This is a genomic window from Microbispora oryzae, assembly GCF_017896165.1.
GTDB classification, from domain to species: domain Bacteria; phylum Actinomycetota; class Actinomycetes; order Streptosporangiales; family Streptosporangiaceae; genus Microbispora; species Microbispora oryzae.
The window spans coordinates 218,140-243,228 of the sequence record NZ_JAFCNB010000007.1 but is presented as its reverse complement, the minus strand read 5'-3'; the positions used below and the strand labels follow the sequence as shown (position 1 = coordinate 243,228).

General features: G+C 72.3%; 25 protein-coding genes and 1 tRNA gene. 10 read left to right on the top strand and 16 right to left on the bottom strand.

Annotated features, from left to right (window positions below; genetic code table 11):
- Nucleotides 1–14: 14 nt before the first annotated feature.
- A complete protein-coding gene (locus tag JOL79_RS15735; protein WP_210156557.1) occupies nt 15–1,412 on the top strand; it encodes a hypothetical protein in 1,398 nt (465 codons plus the stop codon).
- Here the strand turns inward: JOL79_RS15735 and JOL79_RS15730 are convergent.
- Complete coding sequence (locus tag JOL79_RS15730; RefSeq protein WP_210156556.1) at nt 1,341–1,832, bottom strand: hypothetical protein; 492 nt, start codon at nt 1,830–1,832, stop codon at nt 1,341–1,343. The genes JOL79_RS15735 and JOL79_RS15730 overlap by 72 nt on opposite strands.
- A gap of 2 nt (nt 1,833–1,834) precedes the next feature.
- Entirely contained in the window at nt 1,835–2,437 is a 603-nt protein-coding gene (locus JOL79_RS15725; RefSeq protein ID WP_210156555.1) for a DUF6286 domain-containing protein, read from the bottom strand.
- 200 nt (nt 2,438–2,637) lie between these two features.
- Between JOL79_RS15725 and JOL79_RS15720 the strand changes: the two genes are divergently transcribed.
- The gene (locus tag JOL79_RS15720) at nt 2,638–3,813 is read left to right on the top strand and encodes an amino acid deaminase/aldolase (protein ID WP_210156554.1); all 1,176 of its coding nucleotides are present in this window, start codon (nt 2,638–2,640) and stop codon (nt 3,811–3,813) included.
- A 117-nt stretch (nt 3,814–3,930) separates the two neighbouring features.
- Nucleotides 3,931–4,572: a dihydrofolate reductase family protein gene (locus JOL79_RS15715; RefSeq protein WP_210156553.1), complete on the top strand. Its 642-nt coding sequence runs from the start codon at nt 3,931–3,933 to the stop codon at nt 4,570–4,572.
- A 47-nt stretch (nt 4,573–4,619) separates the two neighbouring features.
- Here the strand turns inward: JOL79_RS15715 and JOL79_RS15710 are convergent, their stop codons facing one another.
- Entirely contained in the window at nt 4,620–5,015 is a 396-nt protein-coding gene (locus JOL79_RS15710) for a DUF3618 domain-containing protein (RefSeq protein WP_210156552.1), read from the bottom strand.
- A gap of 132 nt (nt 5,016–5,147) precedes the next feature.
- Here JOL79_RS15710 and bcp point away from each other — a divergent pair, with 132 nt between their 5' ends.
- The gene (gene bcp, locus JOL79_RS15705) at nt 5,148–5,615 is read left to right on the top strand and encodes a thioredoxin-dependent thiol peroxidase (protein WP_210156551.1); all 468 of its coding nucleotides are present in this window, start codon (nt 5,148–5,150) and stop codon (nt 5,613–5,615) included.
- A 216-nt stretch (nt 5,616–5,831) separates the two neighbouring features.
- Nucleotides 5,832–5,907, top strand: a tRNA-Leu gene (locus tag JOL79_RS15700).
- Nucleotides 5,908–5,950: 43 nt separating this feature from the next.
- Here JOL79_RS15700 and JOL79_RS15695 read toward each other — a convergent pair.
- Complete coding sequence (locus JOL79_RS15695; RefSeq protein WP_210156550.1) at nt 5,951–6,133, bottom strand: hypothetical protein; 183 nt, start codon at nt 6,131–6,133, stop codon at nt 5,951–5,953.
- Nucleotides 6,134–6,911: 778 nt separating this feature from the next.
- On the opposite strand from JOL79_RS15695, the gene JOL79_RS15690 reads away from it, so the two are divergent.
- The 4 genes from JOL79_RS15690 (at nt 6,912) to JOL79_RS15675 (ending at nt 12,140) form a co-directional block, all read left to right on the top strand.
- A complete protein-coding gene (locus tag JOL79_RS15690; protein WP_307848538.1) occupies nt 6,912–8,093 on the top strand; it encodes a sensor histidine kinase in 1,182 nt (393 codons plus the stop codon).
- Between the two features lie 43 nt (nt 8,094–8,136).
- Complete coding sequence (locus JOL79_RS15685; RefSeq protein WP_210156548.1) at nt 8,137–8,802, top strand: response regulator transcription factor; 666 nt, start codon at nt 8,137–8,139, stop codon at nt 8,800–8,802.
- 113 nt (nt 8,803–8,915) lie between these two features.
- Nucleotides 8,916–9,659, top strand: coding sequence for an ABC transporter ATP-binding protein (locus JOL79_RS15680; protein WP_210156547.1), 744 nt, complete (start codon nt 8,916–8,918; stop codon nt 9,657–9,659).
- 3 nt (nt 9,660–9,662) lie between these two features.
- Nucleotides 9,663–12,140, top strand: coding sequence for an ABC transporter permease (locus JOL79_RS15675; RefSeq protein WP_210156546.1), 2,478 nt, complete (start codon nt 9,663–9,665; stop codon nt 12,138–12,140).
- 46 nt (nt 12,141–12,186) lie between these two features.
- Here JOL79_RS15675 and JOL79_RS34015 read toward each other — a convergent pair whose 3' ends face one another.
- The 8 genes from JOL79_RS34015 to JOL79_RS15635 form a co-directional block, all read right to left on the bottom strand.
- Nucleotides 12,187–14,325, bottom strand: a complete 2,139-nt coding sequence (locus tag JOL79_RS34015) for a toxin glutamine deamidase domain-containing protein (RefSeq protein ID WP_307848537.1) — start codon at nt 14,323–14,325, stop codon at nt 12,187–12,189.
- Between the two features lie 133 nt (nt 14,326–14,458).
- Entirely contained in the window at nt 14,459–16,141 is a 1,683-nt protein-coding gene (locus tag JOL79_RS15665; RefSeq protein WP_307848536.1) for a molybdopterin-dependent oxidoreductase, read from the bottom strand.
- 47 nt (nt 16,142–16,188) lie between these two features.
- Complete coding sequence (locus JOL79_RS15660) at nt 16,189–16,791, bottom strand: XTP/dITP diphosphatase (protein WP_210156545.1); 603 nt, start codon at nt 16,789–16,791, stop codon at nt 16,189–16,191.
- Nucleotides 16,788–17,537, bottom strand: coding sequence for a ribonuclease PH (gene rph / locus JOL79_RS15655; RefSeq protein WP_210156544.1), 750 nt, complete (start codon nt 17,535–17,537; stop codon nt 16,788–16,790). Before rph ends, JOL79_RS15660 begins: the two co-directional genes overlap by 4 nt.
- 5 nt (nt 17,538–17,542) lie before the next feature.
- Nucleotides 17,543–18,295 (bottom strand): MBL fold metallo-hydrolase, encoded by a 753-nt coding sequence (locus JOL79_RS15650; protein WP_210156543.1) that lies wholly within the window; start codon nt 18,293–18,295, stop codon nt 17,543–17,545.
- Nucleotides 18,292–19,131, bottom strand: coding sequence for a glutamate racemase (murI, locus tag JOL79_RS15645; protein ID WP_210156542.1), 840 nt, complete (start codon nt 19,129–19,131; stop codon nt 18,292–18,294). Before murI ends, JOL79_RS15650 begins: the two co-directional genes overlap by 4 nt.
- Nucleotides 19,132–19,202: 71 nt before the next feature.
- Nucleotides 19,203–19,859, bottom strand: a complete 657-nt coding sequence (locus JOL79_RS15640) for a TMEM175 family protein (protein ID WP_210156541.1) — start codon at nt 19,857–19,859, stop codon at nt 19,203–19,205.
- A gap of 73 nt (nt 19,860–19,932) precedes the next feature.
- The gene (locus JOL79_RS15635; RefSeq protein ID WP_210156540.1) at nt 19,933–20,733 is read right to left on the bottom strand and encodes a thioesterase family protein; all 801 of its coding nucleotides are present in this window, start codon (nt 20,731–20,733) and stop codon (nt 19,933–19,935) included.
- Between the two features lie 149 nt (nt 20,734–20,882).
- Here JOL79_RS15635 and JOL79_RS15630 point away from each other — a divergent pair, with 149 nt between their 5' ends.
- Nucleotides 20,883–22,541: a DUF3352 domain-containing protein gene (locus tag JOL79_RS15630; protein WP_210156539.1), complete on the top strand. Its 1,659-nt coding sequence runs from the start codon at nt 20,883–20,885 to the stop codon at nt 22,539–22,541.
- A gap of 132 nt (nt 22,542–22,673) precedes the next feature.
- Here JOL79_RS15630 and JOL79_RS15625 read toward each other — a convergent pair whose 3' ends face one another.
- The 4 genes from JOL79_RS15625 to JOL79_RS15610 form a co-directional block, all read right to left on the bottom strand.
- Nucleotides 22,674–23,621 carry a PLP-dependent cysteine synthase family protein gene (locus tag JOL79_RS15625; RefSeq protein WP_210156538.1) on the bottom strand — a complete coding sequence of 316 codons (948 nt, stop codon included), beginning with the start codon at nt 23,619–23,621 and terminating at the stop codon, nt 22,674–22,676.
- Complete coding sequence (locus JOL79_RS15620) at nt 23,622–23,900, bottom strand: MoaD/ThiS family protein (RefSeq protein WP_210156537.1); 279 nt, start codon at nt 23,898–23,900, stop codon at nt 23,622–23,624.
- A gap of 233 nt (nt 23,901–24,133) precedes the next feature.
- Nucleotides 24,134–24,547 carry a M67 family metallopeptidase gene (locus tag JOL79_RS15615; RefSeq protein WP_210156536.1) on the bottom strand — a complete coding sequence of 138 codons (414 nt, stop codon included), beginning with the start codon at nt 24,545–24,547 and terminating at the stop codon, nt 24,134–24,136.
- Between the two features lie 9 nt (nt 24,548–24,556).
- Nucleotides 24,557–25,081: a DUF2017 domain-containing protein gene (locus JOL79_RS15610; RefSeq protein ID WP_210156535.1), complete on the bottom strand. Its 525-nt coding sequence runs from the start codon at nt 25,079–25,081 to the stop codon at nt 24,557–24,559.
- Nucleotides 25,082–25,089: the final 8 nt, after the last annotated feature.

Here is a 25,089-nt window from a genome sequence, read left to right as displayed (position 1 = left end):
CGCGAGGAGGTGTCGTGAACGTACGGTCGCACCGGGCGTTCCTGATCGTGCTGGCCCTGGGTGTGGCGCTGCGCGGCCTCGCCGTGCTGGGATATCGGCCGGCGCTGTGGTTCTGGGCCGACTCGTTCTCCTACCTCAGCTCGGGGCTCGACCTGCGCCCGCTGGAGTCCCGGCCGTCGGGTTACTCGCTGTTCCTGCGTGCCCTCTTCCCGCTGCACAGCCTCGCGGCCGTCACGATCGCGCAACACCTGATCGGGCTCGGCATGGGCGTCTGCGTGTACGTCCTGCTGCGCCGGCGCACCCGGCTGCCGGAGTGGGGGGCGGCGCTGGCGGCCGCGCCGGTGCTGCTGGACGTCCATCAGATCCAGCTGGAACACCTGGTCATGGCGGATCTGCTCTTCACCGCCCTGATCGTCGCCGCGGTCACGCTCGTCCTGTGGCGTCCCCGCCCGCAGCCGTGGCGGGTTATCGCGGCGCTGGCGCTGCTCGCTCTGGCGACCGTCACGCGCACCGTCGGGCTGCCGCTGATCGCGGTCGCCCTGGTGCTCGCCTGGCCCGGCCGGCGGGCCGCGCTCACGGGGCTGCTCGCCGCCGGAGCCGTGCTCGGCGGCTACGCCGTCTGGTTCCACGGCACGTACGGGTCGTACGGCATGGGCGGCAGCAGCGTGTGGCTGTGGTCGCGGACGATGACCTTCGCGGACTGCGCGAAGATGGACCCGCCGCGCGAGCTGGCCGTGCTGTGCCCGTCCGGGCCCCGGCTGGCCGCGCCCGCCTACATCTGGGATCCCGGTTCGCCGATCCAGAAGGTGAAAGGGGACCGGGAGGAGCTGGCCGGGCGGTTCGCCTCCCTCGCGATCCGCAGCCAGCCGGTCGACTTCCTGCTCACCGGTCTGCACGACGCCGTGTGGGCGTTCGAGTGGGATCGACGGGTCTATCCCTCACCCGGGCCGCAGAGCGCCTACGTCTTCCCCGACTCCGTCCGGCCGTTCACGCCGAAGGTCGCCTCGGCCGGCCGTACGGCGACGCAGCTGACCACGGCCTATCAGGGGTCGCCGGGGGCCACGAAGGTGGCCGAGCCGTGGGCCGGGCTGCTGCGCCTCTACCAGCAGCAGGGCTTCCTGCGCGGGCCGCTGCTGGCCGTCCTGCTGCTCATCGGGCTCGGCGGGGTGGTGGCACGCCGGTGGGCGGCGCTGCTGCCGTGGGCGTTCGCCGTCACGCTGCTCTTCCTGCCGCCGCTGATCGCGGCGTTCGACCATCGGTACGTCGTGCCCGTGGTGCCGCTCGCGTGCCTGGCGGCCGGGCTGGCGCTGGGCGCGCCCGCCTCCGCGCCGCCCTGGCGGTCAGCGGCGGCGAACGTGCAGCCGGACGAGCGCAGGAAGAGTGTCGCCCTCAACAGCGCGGCGAACGCGTGAGGCCGCCGACTCGTCAAGCCGCCTGATCACCTCGTGGAGGTCGGCCTCCGGGCGCAGCGACACCGACGCCCGGATCCTGCGGCCGGCCACGAGCCTGACCTGGATCCTGCCGACCCCTTCGACGCCCTTCAGCGCCACGCCGAGCATCGCGGTGCCCGCGCCGGTGCGGCTCCCGCACCGCCCCCAGCCAAGGGCGACCGCGAGCCAGCGCGTCGCGGTGAGAGCCACCAGCATCGCCACGCCCGCGGCGAGCGGCGGCGCCCAGGCGTTCCTGACGAAGAAGCCGGGGTCGACGAGCCCGAGGTCGACGATCCGGGCCGCCGGCCGCGCGTCGCGCACGGCGAGCGCCCACACGGCTCCGGCCACGAGGACGAGACCCACGACGCCGATCCCGACGCGATTGCCCAGGTGCGGTCGCATGCTCACCCCCTCCCCGCGCGCAGCCGTACCACGACCTCGTGGCGGCACTGCGCCCGCAGACCGGACAGCCTGTCGCCGACCGCCGCGCCGACCTCGCGCAGCAGGTCGCCGACCCGCTGCGCGTCGGTGACGACGGTGACCTCGATCCGTCCCCGCAGGATGCGCACGTGGACGCGCTGCACGCCGTCCACCTCGCGCGCCGCCGCGGCCACGGTCCTGCGCAGCCCGCCGTGCGTGAGGCCCATGACCAGCAGCGGGTCGTCTGTCTCCAGCGGCACGAGCCGCGGCCGTCCCGGCAGGACGGCGAGGGCGACCAGCCCGGCGCCCGTGATAATCATGGCTGCCGCGGCGCCGGGAAGGGCGGGATGGCCGAAGGTCACGGCGAGCAGGCGGCGCAGCGGCGACGGCAGCAGCGACCCCCCGAGCATCGCCGCGACGATCTCGGCGGTGACGGCCCAGCCCACGACGGTGAGCGCGGCGGCGACGGCGACGGCGGCGGGTGTGCGTCCTGGCAGGAGTACGCGGGAGGCCGCCCGTCTCGGGGCCCGGTGACTCGGGACACCCGGCGCCGACGAGCCGGCGAGGATCTCCTGCACGACACTCATCCGCCGTTCACCCTTCCCGCGCACCGCGCGTGATCAGCTCGGTATTCACCCGCACATGGGTACACCCCGGCGGCGCTCTCCGAGCGGATCACCCGCCTCCTTGCTCGATCATGGGCGGCGATGGGCGGAGATTTTGCCGATCTCGCGGATAACATGACCGACACTCACGTTGGCCGGGGTCCCGGCGCTAGGCTGCGGCCATGGACGACCGTCAGCGACTCGATCGGGCCACCGCCGGTGTGGAGCCCCCCTTCGCCGTCGTCGACATGGACGCCCTGCGCGCGAACGCGGCCGACATGACGCGCCGGGCGGGCGGCAAGCCGATCAGGGTGGCAAGCAAGTCGATCCGCTGCCGGGCCGTCCTCGAACGGGTGCTGGCCATGGACGGGTTCGCCGGGGTGATGGCCTTCACCCTGCCCGAGGCGCTCTGGCTCGTGTCGGCCGGGATACGGGACGTGCTGGTCGCCTACCCCACGGCGGACCGGGACGCGCTGCGCGCCCTCGGCTCCGACCCCACGGCCGCGCGCGAGATCACCGTCATGACCGACTCCCCCGAGCACCTGGACCTCATCGAGGGCCTGGCCCTGCCCCACCCGATCCGGATCTGTCTCGACCTGGACGCCGGTTATGTGGCGCTCGGCGGCAGGTTCCGGGCGGGGGCGCTGCGGTCGCCGATCCGCACGCCCGAGCACGCCGCCGCGTTCGCGGCGGCCGTCGCCGGGCGTCCCGGGCTCCGCCTGGTCGGGCTCATGGCGTACGAGGCGCAGATCGCGGGGGTCGGCGACCGGGTTCCCGGCGTGTACGGCCGGATGGTGCGCCTCATGCAGGACCGGTCCCGGCGCGAGCTGGCCGTCCGGCGCGGCAACGTGGTGCGAGCCGTACGGGAGGTGGCGGACCTGGAGTTCGTCAACGGGGGCGGCACCGGCAGCATCGAGAAGACGGCGGCGGAGCGGGCGGTGACCGAGGTCGCGGCGGGTTCCGGACTGTTCCATCCCCGGCTGTTCGACTTCTACCGCGACTTCACCGGCCGCCCGGCCGCCCTGTTCGCCCTGCCGGTCGTGCGGCGGCCGTCGCCCGGCGTGGCGACCGTCCTCGGGGGTGGCTATCCCGCCTCGGGCGCCCCCGGCCCGAGCCGGCTGCCCCAGCCGTACCTGCCCGCGGGGCTGCGCTATCACCGTGACGAGGGCGCCGGCGAGGTGCAGACGCCGCTGCTCGGCCCCGCGGCGGCGGAGCTGCGGGTGGGCGACCGCGTGTGGTTCCGCCACGCCAAGGCCGGGGAGCTGTGCGAGCGCTTCGCGTCGCTCCTGGTCGTCGAGGGCGACCGGGTGGTGGAGGAGGTCCCGACCTATCGGGGCGAGGGCAGGACCTTCCTCTAGCGCCACAGCCCTCTGACGGCAGTCTGGACGGAACCGGATGCCGTCGCGGCGATGAGTCTGCGGGCGCCCACAGGTCTACCTCCCGACCGAGAACAACCGACTCATGGGGAGTAAGTGATGGGCCTCATCCACATCGAAATGTTCGCGACCCTCGACCTCGTCGGGCAGGCGCCCGGCGGCCCCGACGAGGACCCGGTGGGGTTCCCGTTCGGCGGCTGGCAGGCCCCCCTGCTGGACGAGGTCGCCGGGGCGCAGGTCGCCGCCGCGTACGAGGGCACGGACGCCCTCCTGCTCGGCCGGCGGACGTACGACATCTTCGCCGCCTACTGGCCGTACCAGGACGGTGAGGACAACCAGATCGCCGCGCTCTTCAACGGCGTCCCGAAGTATGTGGCCTCCCGCGGCAGGGCCGACCTCTCATGGGCCGGGTCCACGCAGCTCGGCCCGGATCTGGCCGGCGCGGTGCGCGAGATCCGTGACCGGCACGAGCACGTGAAGGTCGTCGGGAGCCTGGACCTGGTGCAGACCCTCCTGCGCGAGAAGCTCTTCGACCGTCTCGACCTCTGGGTGTACCCGATCGTGCTCGGCGTCGGGAAGAAGGTGTTCGACGGTGGCGCGGTGCCCACGAACGTCACACTCCTCGAACCGCCGGCAGCCAGTCCGAAGGGCACCGTGTACCTGCGCTACGGACTCGCCGGCGGCACGCCCGGGACGGGGGACATGACCGCGCCCGATCGCGGTGGCGGGCGCGACGACTGAGGCCGCCCCGGGCCAGGTGAGTGCGTGCCGTCAGCCTCAGGGAGGCGTCATCTGCCGCGGCGGCGCAGCAGCACGATCGCGGCGCCGACCACGACCACCACTCCGATCCCGATCAGCACGGGCGCGAGGCTCGGCGCCGGCTCCTCGCCCGCACCGAACTCGCCCGCACCGAACTCGTCCCCGCCGAACTCGTCCACACCGGATGCGCCCGCACGGGGCTCGGTCGCGGCGGGGCCGTAGGCGGCGGGACCACGCGGCGGACCCGTGACCGCGTCGTGGACGGACGCGACGAACTGCCTGGCGTTGGCCCTGACCCGCTCCACGCCGCGCTCGGCGACCCGCTTCGGGCTCATCCGGTCGGCGATGGCGTCGACCGTGCGGGCCAGCTCCGCCCGCGTCCGCTCGATCTGCCGTTCCAGCGCCTCGGGATCGGTGTCCGCCATGCGATCCCCCTCCTGTGGTGTCGGTGTGCGATCAGTCTGCCAGGTGCGAAGGGCCGGTCGCGCAGCGGCGAGCCGGTAGTTTGGTGCACGCTTGCCCGCCCATCGCCGCGGGTCACCTGTCAGGAGGACGTCATGAGCAAGTTGCAGCCGGGCGACGCCGCGCCGGACTTCACCCTGAGCGACGCCGACGGGAAGGAGGTGTCCCTGAAGTCCCTGCGCGGCAAGCGGGTCATCCTCTACTTCTACCCCGCCGCCATGACCCCCGGCTGCACCAAGCAGGCGTGCGACTTCCGCGACAACCTGGGCTCGCTCACCGCCGAGGGCTTCGTCGTGCTCGGGGTCTCCAAGGACACGCCGGAGAAGCTGCGCAAGTTCCGCGAGCGGGACGCCCTCACGTTCCCGCTCCTGTCCGACCCCAGCCTTGAGGTACACAAGGCCTACGGCGCTTACGGCGAGAAGCTGAACTACGGGAAGACCATCATGGGCGTCATCCGCTCGACGTTCGTCGTCGACCAGGACGGCCGGATCGAGAAGGCCCTCTACAACGTGAAGGCCACCGGCCACGTCGCCCGGCTCATCAAGGAGCTCGGCCTCTCCTGACCCCGCCGGAGGCGAACGCGTCGTTCGCGGGGACGGAACGATAACCGGGAGCCCCCGCCGCCGGCCGAACTGTAGGATGGTCGCGCCCGGCAGGGCGGCCTCCCGCCCCGCGAACGTCGGCCCATATTCGGCGGCCGCGCGGCAGGAGGATCTTCGTCACCGCCGCCCGCACGTCGTCTCCGGTACGGAGACCGAGCAGGCGGCGGAGCGCGGACAGGGGTCGTAGTCCAACGGCAGAGACACCGGCTTTAGGTGCCGTACAGTGTGGGTTCGAATCCCACCGACCCCACCACCGACCCCCAGTGTGTGATGTCGTCAGGAACGCCACGCCCGGTTCAGGACGAGGGCGGCCCGACCCGCGCGTCGCCGGGGCGCCGCTCGAACGGCCCGCCGTAGGGGCCCGGAACGGCCGGGCCTCTGTTGTCCCAGCTCATCCCGTAGTCGTCCGGATGGAGCCGATGCCACACGGCTCCGCCGACGGCGACCGCCCCGCCGCCGATCAGGATCCCGGCCAGCATTCCCGCCAGAGCCGCCGCGACCAGCGGCCCGCGCCCGGCGAACCCGCGCCCGCCGGGCGGAGTGGCGGCCGGGAAAGCACCCGGCCCGGAAAAGCGGGGTTCGAACGGCGATCCCGACGACCATCCCGGCTGTGGACCCGGCTGCGCTGCCGACCATGCTCCCGGCTGCGACCACGGTCGCGGCCCTGAGTGTGAGCCCGGCTGTGAACCCGGCTGTGAACCCGGCTGTGAAACTGACTGTGAGCCTGACTGGAATCCCGGCCGCGATCCCGGTGGTGAGCCCGATGACGGGCCCCAGCCGGGCGCCCTCCAGCCCGCTCCGCCGGGCCCGAACGCGTAACCACCCGGCTCGCGCAGCGTGTTTCCGCTTCCGCTTCCGGCACCGGCACTGGGCGAAGGCCCTGCGCCGATGGGCGCGTACGCCCTCGCGGCCGGGGTGGCGGCCGCCGAGCCGCCCTCCCCGGCCGGACCAGCGTTCCCCCGACGTCCGCCGCCCGCCGGGGCATCGCTGGTGGAAGCAGCCCCGGGGGGAAGCGGCCCGGTCCCCTCTCCAGGCCCCGGGCCGCGCGACATGTCCTCGGTGCCGCGCGGCCCTTCCTCGTGATCCGCCATCACAGATCTCCCTTTACCTCGCTCCCGCGAAGCACTCCCGGGAGAAAGAATGCCCCCATATCTGTAAGAAGGCAGTAAAGGTCGTCACGACTGCGACCTGAGTCGTATGGCGGTATCCGCCGCAAGAGGGAACAGGCCTGATCAGCGGCTACATATGGTGGTAGGCGTGTTCGGCAAAGCGCGCGCGTGGGCTCGGCGCCACAGCATGGTCATGGACGCGCTCACCGCGTCCCCGCTGGCGCTTCTCTGCGTGGTGACCGCTCCCATGCTCACCGCGAGTCGCCTGGCGCCGGACGGGTTCCCGCAGCGGTGCCTGGTCCTGCTGGTGTCGGCGGTCCTGGTAGTGCCGCTGCTCTGGCGTCGCAGGTATCCGGTGCAGGTGTTCGCGATCGTGGCACTGGCGGCGTTCGCGCAGTGGCTCGCCGCCTTCCCGGTCATCCTCGGCGACTTCGCGGTGCTGGTCGCGATGTTCGCGGTGGCCTCCCGCTGCTCGACCCGCTGGGCGGTGGCCGCGGGGCTGATCGCCGAGCTGGGACTCCTTCTCGCCATGCTCAGGTGGAGCCCCGACGTCGCGAGGGCCTTCCCGTCGTCGTCGGTGTTCGTGATCGCCATCTGGATCGCCGGCATCTACCTCAACACGCGCCGCAGATACGTCGAGAGCCTGGTCGAACGGGCCGAGCGGGCCGAGCGGGAGCGCGACCAGCAGGCCAGGATCGCCGCCGCGGCGGAACGGGCCCGGATCGCCAGGGAGCTGCACGACGTCGTCGCGCACAACGTGAGCGTGATGGTCGTCCAGGCGGACGGGGCCGCGTACGCCATCGACCGCGAACCCGAGCAGGCCCGCCGGGCCGTACAGGCGATCTCGTCGACAGGCCGGCAGGCGCTGGCGGAGATGCGCAGGCTGGTGGGCGTGCTGCGGCAGGACGCGGGCAGCCCGGCCGAGGAGTACGCCCCGCAACCGGGAGTCGCGCAGCTCGACGAGCTGATCAAACAGGTCACCGCGTCGGGCTTGCCGACCCGGTTCGAGGTGTCGGGGACGCCCCGCGCTCTGCCGGAGGGCGAGCAGCTCGCCATCTACCGGATCGTCCAGGAGGCGCTGACCAACGCTCTCAAGCACGGCGGACCGGGCGCCCGGGCGAACGTCGACGTGCGGTACACGTACGGCGAGGTCGAGCTCGAGATCTCCGACGACGGCCGCGGCGCCGCCGCGCCGAGAGGCGAGGGCGGCCACGGACTGATCGGCATGCGGGAGAGGGCCGCCATGTACGGTGGCGTTGTGGAGGCCGCGCCGCGTCCCGGCGGCGGCTTCCGGGTGCGTGCCCGCATCCCCCTGGGGGCGGCGGCGTGACCGGATCCGGCGGCCACGGGCAGGTAAGAACGGTGAGGCGGCAGTGATACGCGTGATGCTGGTCGACGACCAGGAGCTGGTGCGCACGGGGTTCCGGATGGTCCTCGGGGCGCAGCCGGACATCGAGGTCGTGGGAGAGGCCGCGGACGGCAGGGCGGCCGTCGACACCCTGCGGTCGCTCGACGCCGACGTGGTGCTGATGGACGTGCGCATGCCTCGCATGGACGGGGTCGAGGCCGCCCGGCTCATCTGCTCGGCCGCCGACGCGCCCAAGGTGCTGATCCTCACCACGTTCGACCTGGACGAGTACGCGTTCGCCGCGATCAAGGCGGGGGCGGCGGGCTTCCTGCTCAAGGACGTGCCGCCGGAGGAACTGGTGAACGCGATCAGGTCGGTCCACTCCGGTGACGCGGTCGTCGCCCCAAGCACCACCAGAAGGCTGCTCGACCGGTTCGCCGTGCTGCTTCCCGACGGCGCGGCCCGCGCGCACGCCGCCGACGTGCTCACCGCCCGCGAGCGGGAGGTGCTCTACCACGTGGCCCGCGGCCTCTCGAACGCCGAGATCGCCCAGCGGCTGCACCTCGCCGAGGCCACCGTCAAGACCCATCTCGGCCGTGTCCTGGCCAAGCTGGAGCTGCGCGACCGGGCCCAGGCCGTCGTCTTCGCGTACGAGACCGGGATCGTCGCGCCCGATCGTCCCCAGGGCTGACCCGCGCCTACCTCAGCAGTCGCACCCGCCGCGCGGACACCGTCTCCAGGGGCAGCCGAGATCCGTCCGGGAGGGCGAGGAATCGCCGGTTTCCCGGCAATAACGTCGACGGCATGACCACAACAACCGATGTCCGTACCGCCGTCGTCGCGAGAGGGCTGACCAAGGTGTACGGCGAGGGCGACGCGGCGGTGCGCGCCCTGCGCGGAATCGACGTGGCGTTCGCCACGGGCGCGTTCACGGCGATCATGGGCCCGTCGGGATCCGGCAAGTCGACCCTCATGCACTGCCTCGCCGGGCTCGACTCGGTGACGGACGGCGAGGTGCGGATCGGCGACGTCGAGATCACCCGGCTGACCGACAAGCAGCTCACGCTGCTGCGGCGCGACCGGGTGGGCTTCATCTTCCAGGCGTTCAACCTGCTTCCGACGCTGACGGCCGAGCAGAACATCCGGCTCCCGCTGGAGATCGCCAGCCGCCAGGCCGACCAGGTGCTCTTCGACCGGGTGATCGAGACCGTCGGCCTGCGCGACCGGCTGAAGCACCGGCCGGGCGAGCTGTCCGGCGGCCAGCAGCAGCGGGTGGCGGTGGCTCGGGCGCTCATCGGCAAGCCGCAGGTGATCTTCGCGGACGAGCCGACCGGCAACCTCGACTCGCGTAGCGGCGCGGAGGTGCTGGACTTCCTCCGCCGGTCGGTCCGGGAGCTCGGCCAGACGATCGTCATGGTCACCCACGACCCGGTCGCCGCCTCCTACGCCGACCGCGTGGTGTTCCTGCGCGACGGGTCGCTGGTGAGCGAGCTCCACAACCCGACGCCGCAGACGGTGCTCGACACGCTCGTGGCGCTGGAGGCCTGAGCCGTGTTCCGCACCACTCTCGCCGGCCTGCTGGCCCACCGGCTGCGGCTGGTGCTCACCTCGCTGGCCATCACCCTCGGCGTCGGCTTCATCGCCGGCACGTTCATCCTCACCGACACCATCCAGGCCGGCTTCTCACAGATGTTCACGGCGGACGCCGGCAAGATCGACGTCATCGTCCTCCCCAAGGACGACGAGCTCTCCGCCCAGACGCTGACCGCCGTCCGCGGCCTGCCCGGGGTGCGGGACGTCCAGGGCCTCGTCGCCGGCGACGCCGCGCTGGTCGGCGCGGACGGCAAGGTCGTCGGGGACGTCCCCACGGCCGGGGTGTACATCCCGGCCGGGCGGCTCCACCTCGTCTCCGGCAGGGCCCCCGGCGCCGACGGCGAGGCCGTGCTCGACCGCACGACGGCGCAGGCGCAGCACTTCACCGTCGGCGGCACGATCACCGTGCTCGACCATGGCGACGCCCGCCACGAGTTCCGGCTCGTCGGCCTGTTCGACGTGGGCGTCGACCGGGACCTCGCCTACCGGGGCGCGGTGGGCTTCACCTCCGCGACCGCGCAGCGGATGACGGGTGAGCAGGGCTACCGTGAGATCGACGTGCTCAGCGCCGGGCCCACCCCCGAACAGCTCAGCGCCACGGTCGCGGGCGCGGTCGGCGCGGGCGGCAAGGTGCGGACGGGGCAGCAGCGCGCCGAAGACCTCGCGCACAACGCGGGGGCGGACCTGCGGTTCCTGACACTCGGCCTGCTCATGTTCGGCGTGATCGCGCTTCTCGTGGCCACACTCGTCATCTACAACACGTTCAACATCCTGGTCGCCCAGCGGACGCGGGAGATGGCGCTGCTGCGCTGCATCGGCGCCACCCGCCGCCAGGTCTTCGGTTCGATCGTGCTGGAGTCGGCGGTGGTCGGCCTGATCTCGTCGGTGCTCGGCCTGGCCGTCGGCCTGGGACTCGCCGGGGCGGCGGTACTGATCATGCGGCGCACCGGGGCCGACCTCCCCACCGGCACCGTCTCGCTGTCCGCGTCCACCATCGCCCTCGGCCTCGGCACCGGCGTCCTCGTCACCGTCGGCGCGGCCCTGCTGCCCGCGCGGTCGGCGACCCGCGTGGCTCCCATCGCGGCCCTGCGCACCCAGGTGGAGGAGCAGACCTACCGCGCCGGCGTCGTCCGGATCGTCGTCGCCTGCCTGATCGGGCTGATCGGAGCCGCCCTGACGGCCGCTGCCCTCCTGATGGGGCCTGGCCAGAACGGGCTACTCGCCGCCATGGCGGGCGGGGTGCTCGTCTTCCTCGCGGTGCTGGTCCTCGGGCCGGTCATCGTCCGCCCCCTCAGCGGCCTGGCGGGCTGGCTGCCCCGGCGACTGTTCGGCGTGCCCGGACGGCTCGCCGTCGACAACTCCCGGCGCAACCCCCGGCGGGCCGCCACCACCACGATCGCGCTGACCGTCGGCGTCACCCTCATGACGTTCATGTCGGTGCTCACGGCCACCGTACGGGCGACGGTGAGCGACGAACTCGACCGGCAGTATCCGGCGGACTACCTCATCCACACTCAGTCGGGGACGGTTCCCCGTGCGGTGGCGGACGCCCTGCGGGCCCGGCCCCAGCTCACCTCGATCACGGAATTCCGTGGCAAGGACGGCACGATCAACGGCACGGACCACTCGATCGGCACCCTGACCCAGTCGTCGCTCGGCACCGCGATCAAACCGGAGGCGGTGGCGGGCACGATGTCCGATCTGAACGACACGACGGTCGCGCTGGAACAGAGCCTGGCCAAGGACCTGGGCGTGGGCGTCGGCGACACCGTCACGGTCGGCGGTGCCAAGAGCGGCGGCAAGCTCCGGGTGATCGCCCTGACGGACGGGCAGAGCTCCCTGCTCCCCCGGATCACCGTGGCGGAGCCGACCTTCCGGCGGTACTTCGGCGACGTCGACGACAGCATGATCCTCGCCGACCGGGCGCCGGGCGTTCCCGCCGCCACCGCCCGCGCCCTCGTGGACGACGCGACGAAGGCGTACCCGTCGGTGAAGGTGGGCAGCACCACCGAGGTCCGCACCCAGCTCGACGACTCCCTGTCGACGATGCTGATGGTCGTCACCGGCCTGCTCGGGCTCGCCATCCTCATCTCGCTGCTCGGCATCGCCAACACGCTGTCGCTGTCGGTCCACGAGCGGACCCGCGAGTCGGCGCTGCTGCGGGCCCTCGGGCTGACCCGGCCGCAGCTGCGCGGCATGCTGTCGATCGAGGCGCTGGTGCTCGGTCTCGTCGGAGCGCTGGTCGGCGTCGCGCTCGGAGTCGCGTACGGCTATGTGGCCGGCCAGACCCTGCGCGACCCCGTCTCTTTCCGGCTCCCCGTCGGGCAGATCCTGCTCTTCATCGCGGCGTCGGGTCTCGCCGGGGTGCTGGCCGCCGTGCTCCCCGCCCGGCGGGCGGCCCGCGCGTCCATCGTCGGGTCGCTGGCGAGCAGCTGACCGGACGGCGGGAGGGGCGGGCGCGGACCCCGCCCCTCCCGCCGGCTCACAGCCGCTGGCCGTGCCGATCGATCACCACGCTGAAGACGCCCGTCACGTCCTCGTAGGGCGGCTCCAGCGCCATGTGGCCGCGCTGGGCGTCGATCCAGAGGACCTCCCCCCGGCAGTTGACGGCGTTCCAGGCGTGGCTGCCTCCGCCGGCCCATCGGGTGATGAGGACGGCCGAGGCCCCGTGCCCGCCGAAAATCAGCCGCTGGGCGATGGCGACGTAGGCCCGGCGGCCGTGGCCCACGTACTCGAAGCGATACCCCAGCCACTCCTCTGCCCGGGTCACCCCGCCGGTCTCCCCGGTCAGCAGGGGCCGGCCGCCCGGGTCGAACTCGGGATTCCGGCGCGCCGCCACCACCGGCTCGCCGTGCCAGGTGGAGATGACGGCGAGCGCGCAGTCGACCGCGTTGTTCGACCGGAACGGATCCTCCGACGGTCCCTCCGCGTTGATCAGTCTGATCCAGGTGCCCCTCGGGTCGGGGAAGCGCCCGCGCACCGCCTGGATCAGACCTGCCTGCAGGTGCGGCGCCGGCTCGGAGAGCCCACCCGGCCTCCGGTACGGCCGCGTGTACTCCAGGCGCGGAGGACGGCTGGGCCGGTCGAGCCAGTCGAGGCCGGTCTCCTCCTCGGTGACCGCGGTCCACGCCCTCCCGCCGGCGATTCCGCTCCCCTGCCACTCCCGCCGCTCCGACCAGGGCGGCGGCGGACTCGCCGGGCCCGTCCCCGGGCCCTTCCGCGGCTCCCTCCCCGGTCCCTTCCGCGGTCCTCTCTGCGATCCCTTCTGTGATCCGTTCTGTGATCCGTTCTGTGATCCGTTCTGCGGCCCCTTCTGTGGGCCCGTCTGCGGCTCCCTGAGGCGGCCCAGGTCGGCCCGGTACGCCTCCGGGGCGTCCCGGAAGCCGGTCGCCCGGCCGTCCTCGTCGCCGGGAGGCAAGCCGTGCCCCGTGCGCTCGGAATGCCGCGGGTAGGCCGCGTCACGCGGACGGCCGATGCTCCAGAGGCGGCTGTCCTCCTGGTGTCCGGCCGCGTAGCCGTCGAGCGGCCCGTCGACCGGCCCGTCGACCGGGCTGTCGACCGGGCTGTCTGCGGGAACCTCGGCGACGTCCCCCGCGGCGACCTCAGTGGTGACGTCGGCGGTGACCTCAGCGGTGACCTCAGCGGTGACGTCGGCGGCCACCGCGCCGGTGACCTCAGCCCGGCCGCCGGCGGGGCTCTCTGCGGGGCTCTCTGCGGGGCTCTCTGCGCGACATCCTGCGGGACCTTCTGCGGGACTCTCTACAGGGCCGTCGGCGGTGCTGTCGGAAGTGCTACCGGCAGTGCTACCGGCAGCGAATGGCCGGGTATGAGCGTCCGGATCCACCAGGTCGTCCGGTTGATCCGGTTCTCCCGTCTGACCCAGATCATCCGCGTGGTCCAGCTCATCCGTGTGGTCCAGCTCATCCGAGAGCTCCGAGTCGTCCAGGAGCTCCCGGTCATCCTGGCGGGCCGAAGCCGGGCCCCCGTCACCGGGCGCGCCGTCGCGGAACTCGCCGGCCTCTCCGGCGGCCAACTTCCCGGCGTCGGCCTCCCCCGCGTTGTCGAGTCGCCCCGCGTCGTCGCGCTCAGGGTCATCGGGCTCAGGGTCATCGGGCTCAGGGTCATCGGGCTCAGGGTCATCGGGCTCGGCGTCGCCAAGCACCGCATCACCAAGCACCGCATCATCGGCCTCGTCGCTGTCGGGGCCGTCGCTTACGACATCGCCGGTCTCGGGATCTCCGGTCTCTACATCGACGGTTCCGGGATCGGATGTCTCCGAGATCACAGTCTCCGAGCTCACATCCGAGCTGCTGGTCTCGGAGAGCTCGGCGCCTGTCATCTGCTCGACGGCCTGGGCTGGAGGCGGGATCCTCCATCCCCGGTCGGCGCCGTTGACCAGACCGTGCAGGGCGGCGGGAAGCGCCGCCTCCGTCAGGCTCGGCACCGACGGCACGCGGAGGTCGATACAGCGGTCGATACGGCGGTCCTCAAGCGACGGAGCCGGCGCCTCGGCCGCCAGCTCGTAGTCGCGCCAGCGCCGGCCGTCCGCCGTCACGACCGGGTTGTACACACCCGCCGGCAACCGCCACCTGGCATGCCGGCGGGCCCTGTCCTGGTTCACGCGCTGCGGCCCCCTCCCTCGCGCACATTCGGGAGCCGATGCTAGATGGGGCCCGTCAGGCGGACAGCGGGTTTTTCCAACTCCAGACCCACGCCCCGGACCAGCGTGGGGATTAGCCCGCGATGCCGGGAATTCACCCCGCCCGGACGGTGATCGAGTGGTATCCGGTGGCCCCATCGGGGGCGGGCGGCTCCTCGACCGGGGTCTGCGTGTATCCGGTCGCGTCGGTCGCGCGGACCTCGATCTTGTGCCGTCCCTGGGCGAGATCGACCTCCGCCGACCACTGCCGCCAGGTGTCCGGGCCCGGTACGGCGGCCAGCTTGGCCTCCCGCCAGGCTCCGCCGTCCACCCTGACCTCGACGGCGTCGATGCCCTTGTGCTGGGCCCAGGCCACCCCCGCGACGGTCGTGGGACCCACGGAGACATTGTCTCCCTCACCGGGCACGTCGATCCGCGACTGCGTCTTGATCGGGCCCTTGGGCGCCCACCCTTCCCCGGTCCAGTAGGCCACGTCCTGGTCGAAGCGGGTGACCCTGATCTCCGTCACCCACTTGGTCGCCGACACGTACCCGTAGAGGCCGGGAACGACCTGCCGCACCGGGAACCCGTGGGCGGCGGGCAGCGCCTGGCCGTTCATCGCGACCGCGAGCAGCGCGTCCCGGCCGTCCATGACGACGTCGACGGGCGTGCCGCAGGTCCAGCCGTCCCGCGACACGCTGAGCAGCATGTCGGCGTCCCGCCGCAGGCCGGCCTCGCGCAACACGTCCGCGAGGCGGGCGCCGAGCCAGCGGGCGTTGCCGATGTAGTGGCCGCCCACGTCGTTGGACACGCAGGTCAGCGTGGTGTCCGTCTCGACGAGCGGGCGTTTGAGCAGATCGGCGAAGGTCAGCTCGACGGGCCGGTCGACCAGGCCGTGGATTTTGAGAGTCCAGGTGGCGGGGTCGATGGCGGGCACGACGAAGGCCGTGTCAACCCGGTAGAAGTCCGCGTTCGGCGTGACGAACGGCGCCAGCCCGGGGATGCGCAGGTCGGCACCGGCCGGGATGGGCCTGGCGGGCACGGCCGGCCGGGGCAGCGCCTTCATGACGTCCTGCCTGGCCTGCACGACGTTCGTGCCACCCGACAGCACCCGCGCCCCCAGGCCGGTGGCCCCGGCCACCCCAAGGCCCACCACCGCCCCGGTCAGCAGGCGGCGCCGGTCGAACTCGTGCAGGGCGGCCCCGGCGAGCATGACCGGCGGACGTGCGGGCGCGTCGGCGCGGGGTCCCGGCGAGGTCCGGGAATCCTCCCGGTCCCCCGCGCCGTCGGCGACCGTCGTCCAGGCGGCGACGTTCTCCCGTGCGGCCCCGCCGGAGTGGAACTCTCCGGCGTCATGGCGGGAGCGACGGACCAGCCGCGACAGCGTCCACGCCCCGGCGCCCGCGCCGAGCAGCGACGGCAGGACGTCAAGCACGCCCGACTCCGGCCGTGTGAGTGCGGCCACCGCGCCGACCAGCCCGAAGACCGCCAGGCCGGCGGCGCCGTACGCGACCCGCGACCGGGCGAGCAGGCCGAATCCGCCGGCGACGAACGCCAGCACCACGACGATGCCGGTGACCAGCAGCGGCTTGTCGTTGGAGCCGAACGTCTGAATGCCCCATTCCTTCAGGCCCGCCGGAGTGGCGTCGACCACGGCGCCGCTCACGGCGACGACGGGCGACGCGCCCTGGTTCACCACGGCGGCGACGAGCTGCGCGACGCCGAGCGCGACGGCGCCCGCGACGAATCCCATCAGCGCGGCCGCCCATGCCGGCGCCCGGAAGCCTTCTCGGTTCACATGTGGAACGCTACGCCGGGCGCCGGAACGAAGGTCTTACGGGCGGATTACGACAGGACCTCAGCCATGATCAGGGCGAGGGCGCGGAACGCCCTGCCCCGGTGGCTGATGGCGTCCTTCTCCTCAGAGGACATCTCCGCCGTCGTCCGGGTCTCACCCTCGGGCACGAAGATCGGGTCGTACCCGAACCCGTTGACGCCCCGGGGCTCGCGGATGAGAAATCCGTGCACCGAGCCATCCACGACGTGCTCCTCGCCCGAGGGCAGCGCGAGCGCGGCCGTGCAGGCGAAGTGCGCCTGGCGGCGTCCGTCGGGCACGTCGGAGATCTGCGCGAGCAGCAGGTCGAGGTTGGCCTTGTCGTCGCCGTGCGCTCCGGCCCACCGGGCGGAGAAGATCCCCGGCATGCCGTTCAGCGCGTCGACGCACAGGCCGGAGTCGTCCGCGACGGCGGGCAGTCCGCTCCCCGACGCGACGGCGTGCGCCTTGAGCAGCGAGTTCTCCGCGAAGGTGAGGCCCGTCTCGGCCACCTCGCCGATGTGCGGGAAGTCCTCCAGGCCAAGCAGCTCGACCGGCACCCCGGCGTCGGCCAGGATGCGGCGCAGCTCGACGATCTTCCCGGTGTTCCGCGTGGCCAGGACCACCCGTGTCATGCCGATCCGCCCTTCCCGTCCTTCCCGGCCCCGGCGAGGGACTCGGCCTGCAGGCGGGTCAGGTCGGCGCAGCCGCCGGCGGCGAGGTCGAGCAGGGCGTTCAACGCCTCCCGGTCGAACGGCGCGCCCTCGGCGGTGCCCTGCACCTCGACGAACTCGCCGCGGCCGGTCATCACCACGTTCATGTCGGTCTCTGCCTTCACGTCCTCGCTGTAGTCGAGGTCGAGCAGCTGCTCGGCGCCGACCACGCCGACCGAGACGGCGGCGACCGAGTTCACCAGGGGGTCTCCCGGGCACATCCGGCGTCCGCGCATCCAGGCGACGGCGTCGGCGAGGGCGACGTACGCGCCGGTGATGGCGGCGGTGCGGGTGCCGCCGTCGGCCTGCAGCACGTCGCAGTCGAGCAGGATCGAGTTCTCGCCGAGGGCCTTGTAGTCCACACAGGCCCGCAGCGACCGGCCGATCAGCCGGGAGATCTCATGGGTGCGCCCGCCGATCTTGCCGCGGACCGACTCGCGGTCACTGCGGGTGTTCGTCGAACGCGGCAGCATCGCGTACTCGGCGGTCACCCAGCCGAGGCCGCTGCCCTTGCGCCACCGGGGCACCCCGCTCTCCACGGTCGCGGCGCACAGCACCTTGGTTGCGCCGAACTCGACCAGGACCGACCCCTCGGCGTGCGCGAGCCAGTTCCTGGTGATGGTGACGGGACGAAGCTGATCCGGTCGGCGACCGTTGGTACGAGCCATAGGGGTCACCCTAGGTCATAGACGGCCCCGCTCCGCGCCAGCTCCAGCCTGCCGCGGAACCCGCCGCCCGAGGCCTCCTCCAGCACCCGCGCCCGGTCGTACCAGGGAACGAGGTGCGTGAGGACCAGCGTGCCCGCCCCGGCCATGGCGCCGTGCTCGGCCGCCTGGCGACCGGTCAGGTGGAGCCCGGAGGGCAGTCCCGGGCCCTCGACGAAGGACGCCTCGCACAGCAGAAGGTCGGCCTGGTGGGCCAGCTTCACCAGCTCGGCCGACTCGCCGGTGTCCGCGGAGTAGGCGACCGAGCGGCCCCGGTGGGACACGCGGAAGCCGTACGTCTCGACGGGATGGTTCATCGGCGCCGCGGTCACCTCGAACGGGCCGATGTGGCGCACCCCGGGCGAGAGCCGGTGGAAGTCGAAGGAGTTCTCCAGCACCGGCTCGTCCGGCATGGCGTACGCCGCGTTGAGCCGGGCGGAGGCCCCTGCCGGGGCGTGCACGGGCACCTTGGGCAGCGGCCCTTCGGGCGTGTAGGTGCGAACCACGTGGTAAGCGCACAGGTCGAGGCAGTGATCGGCGTGCAGGTGCGAGAGCAGGACGGCGTCGACGTCGTAGAGGCCGGTGTGCCGCTGCAGCGCCCCGAGCGCGCCGCTGCCGAGGTCGAGGAGGAGCCGGAAGCCCTCGGCCTCAACCAGGTAGCAGGAGGCCGGGCTGTCCGGCCCGGGGAAGCTCCCGGAGCAGCCGACGATGGTCACTTTCACAGCGAACCCCCAATGCCGGATCCGTCCGTCTCGTTCTCCGGCCTCGGCACCGGCTCGACGTCGGCGATCTCCGGACCGAGGAACCGGCGGCCGAGCCGCTCGAAGAGCACGGTGTCCCCGGTGGCCCGGAAGGTGTGCCGGGGCGTGGTGACTCCGTTGGACAGGCCCCGGTCGTGCAGGATCCGGTAGACGTCCTTGGCGGTCTCCTCGGCGCTCGACACCAGCGTCACCCCGTCGCCCGCGACGTACGACAGCGGGCCGGTCAGCAGCGGGTAGTGGGTGCAGCCGAGGATCAGGGTGTCGCAGCCGGCGTCCCGCACGGGTTTGAGGTAGCCCCTGATCACCTCGATGAGGTCGTCACTCATCGTCTCACCGCGCTCCACGAACTCCACCAGCAGCGGCGCGGCGACGGCCACCAGCTCGACGTGGGGGGCGGCCGCGAACGCGTCGTGGTACGCCATGGACTCGACGGTGGCGCGGGTGCCGATCACGCCGACCTTGCCGTTCCTGGTCGCCTTGACCGCGCGGCGGGTGGCGGGCTGGATGACCTCGACGACCGGGACGGAGTAGCGTTCCCTGGCGTCGTGCAGCACCGCGGCGCTCGCGCTGTTGCAGGCGATCACGAGCATCTTGACGTCATGCTCGACGAGGTGGTCCATCACCTCGAGGGCGTACGCGCGGAGCTGGGCGATGCTCTTCGGCCCGTACGGCTGGTGCGCCGTGTCGGCCACGTAGAGGACCGACTCGTGCGGGAGCTGATCGATGATCGCGCGGGCGACGGTGAGCCCGCCCACCCCGCTGTCGAAGATCCCGATGGCGCTGCTGTTGTTCGGCACGGTTCCCAAGGTTAGGGGACGGATCTCCGGCGCTCACGGTAAGAATCCTCACAACACGCGCCGGGGCGCGGTCAGGCCTCGTGCCGCCGGGACACGCGGTACGCGACCTGGTACGCGGCGCGCGACACGACGATCGTGAGGAGCCAGGAGTATTTGCCCAGCGAAGGGCTGAAGAAGCTCACCGGGATCGAGACGAGGAACACCCCGGCCGCCGCGCCCGCGCCGGCCAGCAGCCTGAGCATCGGGTGCGCGGACGCGTCGGCGCGCAGCAGCCCGGCGTGGACGGCGTGCCGCGCCATCTGCACCAGGAGCAGCGCGATCCCGCTGATGACGAGGGCGTAGAGGACCGGGCCCAGCACGAACCGCCCGTCCTCACTGTTCACGCGGGTGGCGAAGGGCACGACCACGACGAGGAAGAGCCAGCAGAGGTTGAGCCGCCGCAGGGTGGCGTCCACCACATGGATCTTGCGGAAGTACTGGTGGTGGGCCATCCAGAACGCGCCGATGACCCCGAAGCTGATCAGGAAGTTCAGGTAGTCGTCCGGGAGCAGGTCCAGGAACGCGTGCCAGACCTCGGTGTTCGTCTCCCCGTGGGGCACGGGGAGTTCCAGCGCGAGCAGGGTCATCGCGATGGCGATCACCGCGTCGGAGAAGAAGATCACCCGGTCGCGGACGTGCCGGCGGTCTTCTTCGTCCATGAAGTGGGGGCTTTCCGGGGGGTCCGTCACGTTCTGATCCGACACGGGGGGTAAGTGTGCCATGCCGCCGGGCTCCGCGCCCAGCCGCCCGGGACGGGCCCGATCAGGCGCCCCGCCGGCCCACCAGGGCGAGCTGGCGTGACTGCGCGACCAGCCGTCCGGCGGAGTCCCACACCTCGACGTCCTCGTCGAACCAGCCGTCGCTGACGAGCCGCCCGCTGCCGAGCAGCGTGAGCGGGCCCGGCGCGGGCAGGGCCCGCAGGTGCCAGGTGAGTTCCACGGTCGGCGCCCACCCCCGCGCGCCGGAGGAGAACACGACCGGTGGGAGCGAGTCCACCGCCAGCGCCAGCACGTACGGGTCGGGGTCCTGGGGCTGCGCCAGCCGGAAGTAGGCCCGCGACTCCGGCCGGCCGCTGGGGGCGCCGGAGACCCAGCCGATCGTGGCGGGGTCGAACAGCAGGTCCACCTGGGCGCCGAAGTTCATGTTCGAGTCTGGGCGAGGGCCGGGGAGGCGTACGCACTCCTCCGGCGGGGGCATGCGCACCCGCGGCCGCCCGGTCCACGCGGGCTCGGCGTCCCCGTCCAGGCTCGCCGTGGTGACCAGCGTCTCCACGAACGCCGTGCCGTCCCGGACGAGCCGCGCCCGGGTCACGGTCACGGTGCCGCCGGATCTGAGCTCCTCCACCTCCACCCGGGCCGGCCCCGGCCGGGGCGCGCGGAGGAACTGGGCGCTCGTCGAGACGGGATGGTCGTGGGGCGAGGAGTCGACCACCGCCCGCAGCACGGTCGCCAGCAGGTAGCCCCCGTTGAGCGGGCCGCCGAGCGAGTAGCCGTCGTCGAGGCACACGTCGTAGGTCCGCTCGTCGACGCGGATCACCTGGGTCGCCTCGTCGAACTTGGTCACGCGTTCCCCCGCTTCTCCGGAATGATGTTCTGTTGTCACTTTAGCCCGGCGACCCGGATTTAAGCGGATCAAGCCGTATGCAAGCGGATCGCTAGTAAGTGACCGTAAAGTCGGGACGTCCTCAACGAATCCCCCCAAGTGAGTGAGACATGCCCTCCGACATGCCGCCCGCCGGCCCTCCCTTTCCGGGCAATTCCGCACCGGACGACCCATTCTCGGGCAATCAGGACTTCGACCGCACCATCGCGTACCGCGGCCCCCGTGCGCAGCCCGCGCCGGGCGCGGACGCCCTGCGGACCCAGCGCATGCCCGAGTGGGACCAGCCCGAGGTGATCGGATACGGCACGGTCCCCGGCGAGCCCGCCCCGCCCCCCCGCCGCGGGAGCCGCGGCTGGATCATCGCCATCGTGGCCGCCATCCTCGTGGCCGTCGTGGGAGGAGGCGGCGTCTACGCCGTGTCCCTGCTCAGCGGCGGCGGCTCGCAGCCGCAGGACGTCCTGCCGGGGAACGCCATCGCCTACGTCCGGCTCGACCTCGACCCGTCCGCCGGCCAGAAGATCGCGCTGTTCCAGATCGCCAGGAAGTTCTCCGTCACCAAGCGGTCCTTCACGGGCGACGACCCCCGCCAGGCGCTCTTCAACCTGCTCAGGCAGAACGACGGCGAGCTGTCGAAGGTCGACTACGCCAAGGACGTGGAGCCCTGGCTGGGCGACCGGATCGGCGTCGCCGTGCTCGCCCCGGCCGCCAAGGGCGAGGAGCCCGGCGTCGCCGTGGCCGTCCAGGTGAAGGACGAGAACGCCGCCCGCGAGGGCCTCGCCAAGCTGGCCGGCGGCGCGAAGGACATCGGCGTCGCGTTCCGCGACGGTTACGCGATCGTCGCGCAGGCGCAGAACCTGGCCGACACCTACGCCAAGGCCACGCCGCTCACCGACACCCCGGCCTTCGCCGACGATGTGGCGGCCCTCGGAGAGCAGGGCGTGCTGTCCTTCTGGACCGACCTGGAGAAGGTCGGCGCGGCGGCCGGATCGACCGCCGACGCCGACGCCGCCGTGCTCGACGCCGTCCGCGGCGTCCACGTCGCCGGCGCACTGCGCTTCGACGGGAGCTACGCGGAGCTCGCCGGTCTCGCCCGCGGCGGGAGCGCGGCGTCCCGCGCCCAGCCGGAGCCGGTGAAGATCGGCGAACTGCCCGCCTCGACCGTGGGCGCGGTCGCGGTCTCCGGCCTCGGCGACGTTGTCTCGCAGCAGTGGCCGCAGATCGAGAAGGCCGCCTCCGGCGTGAGCGGCGAGGGCTTCACCCGGTTCGTCCAGGAGGCCAGGCAGCGGTACGGCCTGTCGCTCCCGGACGACCTCGTGACCTTCCTCGGCAAGGGCGTCAGCGTCGCCCTCGACGAGCAGGGCCTGAGCGGTGAGCAGCCCAACGTCGGCGCCGTCCTCGACACCGACCCCGCCAAGGCCGGGGCGGTGCTCGACAAGGTGGAGAAGTTCCTCGCCGACTCCGGCACGCCGATGAAGTTCGCCCGCGCCAACGGCGACGACCGGCTCGTCGTGGCGAGCACGCAGGAGTACGCCGACACCCTGACCAAGGCCGGCACGCTGGGCGACGGCGACACGTTCCGGCTGGCCGTCCCCGACGCCGGCGACGCCACCTACGCCGCCTACGCGGACCTCGACAAGGTGGAGAAGTTCTACCTGTCCGACGTTCCGGAGAGCGAGCGGGCGGACGTGCAGACCCTGCGGGCCGTGGGACTGAGCGGCCGGCAGTCTCCCGACGAGACGACCTTCTCCCTGCGCGTCGTGTTCAACTGAGCCTGTCCGGACCGGGCAGACCCGGGCCGACATGCCGACGGCGCCGTCCCCGCAGCGGGACGGCGCCGTCGGCGCGTCGTACTGGTAGTTCTGTCCGGGGTCCTGTCCGGGTCGCGATCGGCGTGATCGGGATCAGGCCCAGAGCTGGCCCTCCAGGCGGTCCTCGGCCTCGCCGAGGGTTCCCTCGTACGCACCCGTCGAGAGGTATTTCCAGCCGCCGTCGGCGACGACGAAGACGATGTCCGCCCGCTCCCCCGCCTCGACGGCCTTGCGGGCCATGCCGAGCGCGGCGTGAAGCGCGCAACCGGTGGAGATCCCGGCGAAGATGCCCTCGGTCGCCAGCAGCTCCCGGGTGCGGCGCAGGGCGTCGGCCGAGGTGACCGAATATCTCGTGGTGAGCACGGACTCGTCGTACAGCTCCGGGACGAATCCCTCGTCGACGTTGCGCAGCCCGTAGACCAGCTCGCCGTACCGGGGCTCGGCGGCGACGATCTTCACGCCCGGCACCCGCTCGCGCAGGAACCGGCCGACGCCCATGAGGGTGCCCGTGGTGCCGAGACCCGCGACGAAGTGGGTCACGGTCGGCAGGTCGGCGAGGATCTCCGGCCCGGTGGACTCGTAGTGCGACCGCCAGTTGGCCGGGTTGCCGTACTGGTAGAGCATCACCCAGTCGGGGTGCTCGGCGGCCAGCCCCTTCGCGACCCGGACGGCCTCGTTCGACCCGCCCGCCGCCGGCGAGGAGATGATCTCCGCACCCCACATGCGCAGGAGTTGCCTGCGCTCCTCCGAGGTGTTCTCCGGCATCACGCAGATCAAGTGGTAACCCTTGAGCCGCGCCGACATGGCCAGCGAGATGCCGGTGTTGCCGGAGGTCGGCTCCAGGATCGTGCAGCCGGGCGTGAGCAGCCCGTCCTTCTCGGCCTGCTCGATCATCCAGAGGGCCGGCCGATCCTTGATCGACCCGGTCGGGTTCCGGTCCTCCAGCTTGGCCCAGATCCGTACCTCCGCCGAGGGCGACAGCCGCGGCAGGCCCACCAGCGGCGTCCGGCCGACCGAGTCGATCAGTGAGTCGAAGCGCATCTAGCGCGCTCCACCGGCCACGGCGGGCAGCACGGTCACCGTGTCGCCGTCGGAGACGGGAGTGCCGAGCCCGCCCAGGAAGCGGACGTCCTCGTCGTTGAGGTAGACGTTGACGAACCGGCGCAGACCCGCGGCGTCGACCAGCCGGTCACGCAGGCCGGGGTGGCGCGCCTCCAGGTCGCCGATCAGCTCCTCAAGGGTGGCTCCCGTGGCGTTGACCGCCTTGGCGCCGTCGGTGTAGTTGCGCAGGATGGTCGGAATGCGGACCTCGATGGCCATCGCGGCTCAATCTCCTTGATCAGTGGTCGTCATGATTGTGAGCGTCCACCTGAGTTGAACGGGGTCAGGTGGGCGGGGATTCCGGCGCGGGACGCTCAGCGACAGTCGTAAACGACGACGGACGGCGTGTGCGCGAAAAGGAACAGCTGAACAGGAGATCCGGGACGACCCCGGCGACGCGGGACAGCCGGTGACGACACGGGACGAGCGTCATCGTTGGGCATGCGGCCAGTTTAGCCGTACACCTCAACGATCTTGACTTCCTCCTCGGTGACGACGCCGTCGAGGATCCGGAAGGAACGGAACTGCGGCTCGTCGAACGCGGTGGACACCAGCACGTAGTGGGCGTCCGGCTCGGAGGCGTAACTGATGTCGGTGCGTGAGGGGTACGCCTCGGTGGCCGTGTGGGAGTGGTAGATCACCACGGGCACCTCGTCGCGGTCGTCCATCTCCCGCCAGACCCGCAGTTGCTCCAGCGAGTCGAACCGGTAGAACGTCGGGGACCGCTCGGCGTTCTCCATCTGGACGAAGCGTTCAGGACGGTCGGACCCGACCGGCCCGGCGATGACGCCGCAGGCCTCGTCGGGGTGGTCGGCCCGTGCGTGGGCCACGACCTTGTCGACCAGTTCGCGCGAGATCGTCAGCATGCGGGAAAACTACCAAAGCGCTCGGACCAGGGTGTCCTGCAGGTAGGTCAGCCAGTCGTACGTCACCAGCGCCGGATAGCGCGGATCGTCCTCGGACATCTCCGCGATCTCCTCGTGAATCGCCTCAGTGACCTCCAGGCGCACACCCAGCGCGAGCCGGATGTCGTTGATCGCCCGCAGCCACGCCTGCCCCTGCTCGGCGGTGAGCTCCAGCCGTCCCGGCGCGGCCGTCTCCAGCACCGTGGTCGCGTCGGCCCGCTTGCCGTCCCGCAGGGTCGCCTCGGTGTAGCGGCGGAACTCGTCCGACGCCTCCTCGTCGTCGCTGTACGCCGAGGGGAACAGGCGCGCGAGCACCGGGTCGATCGGCGGGGCCACCGAGCCGATGCCGAGCGCGCGCTCGAGCGGATCGTCGCCGGTCGACCCGGGCTCGACCAGACCGAGGACCTGGGTGACGAGATTGCGCAGGATCGACACCTCGCCCGCGTCGAGGTGAACCGAGACGCCCTGGCGCGTCGCCTTGAAACCGGTGCTCATGTGCCCTT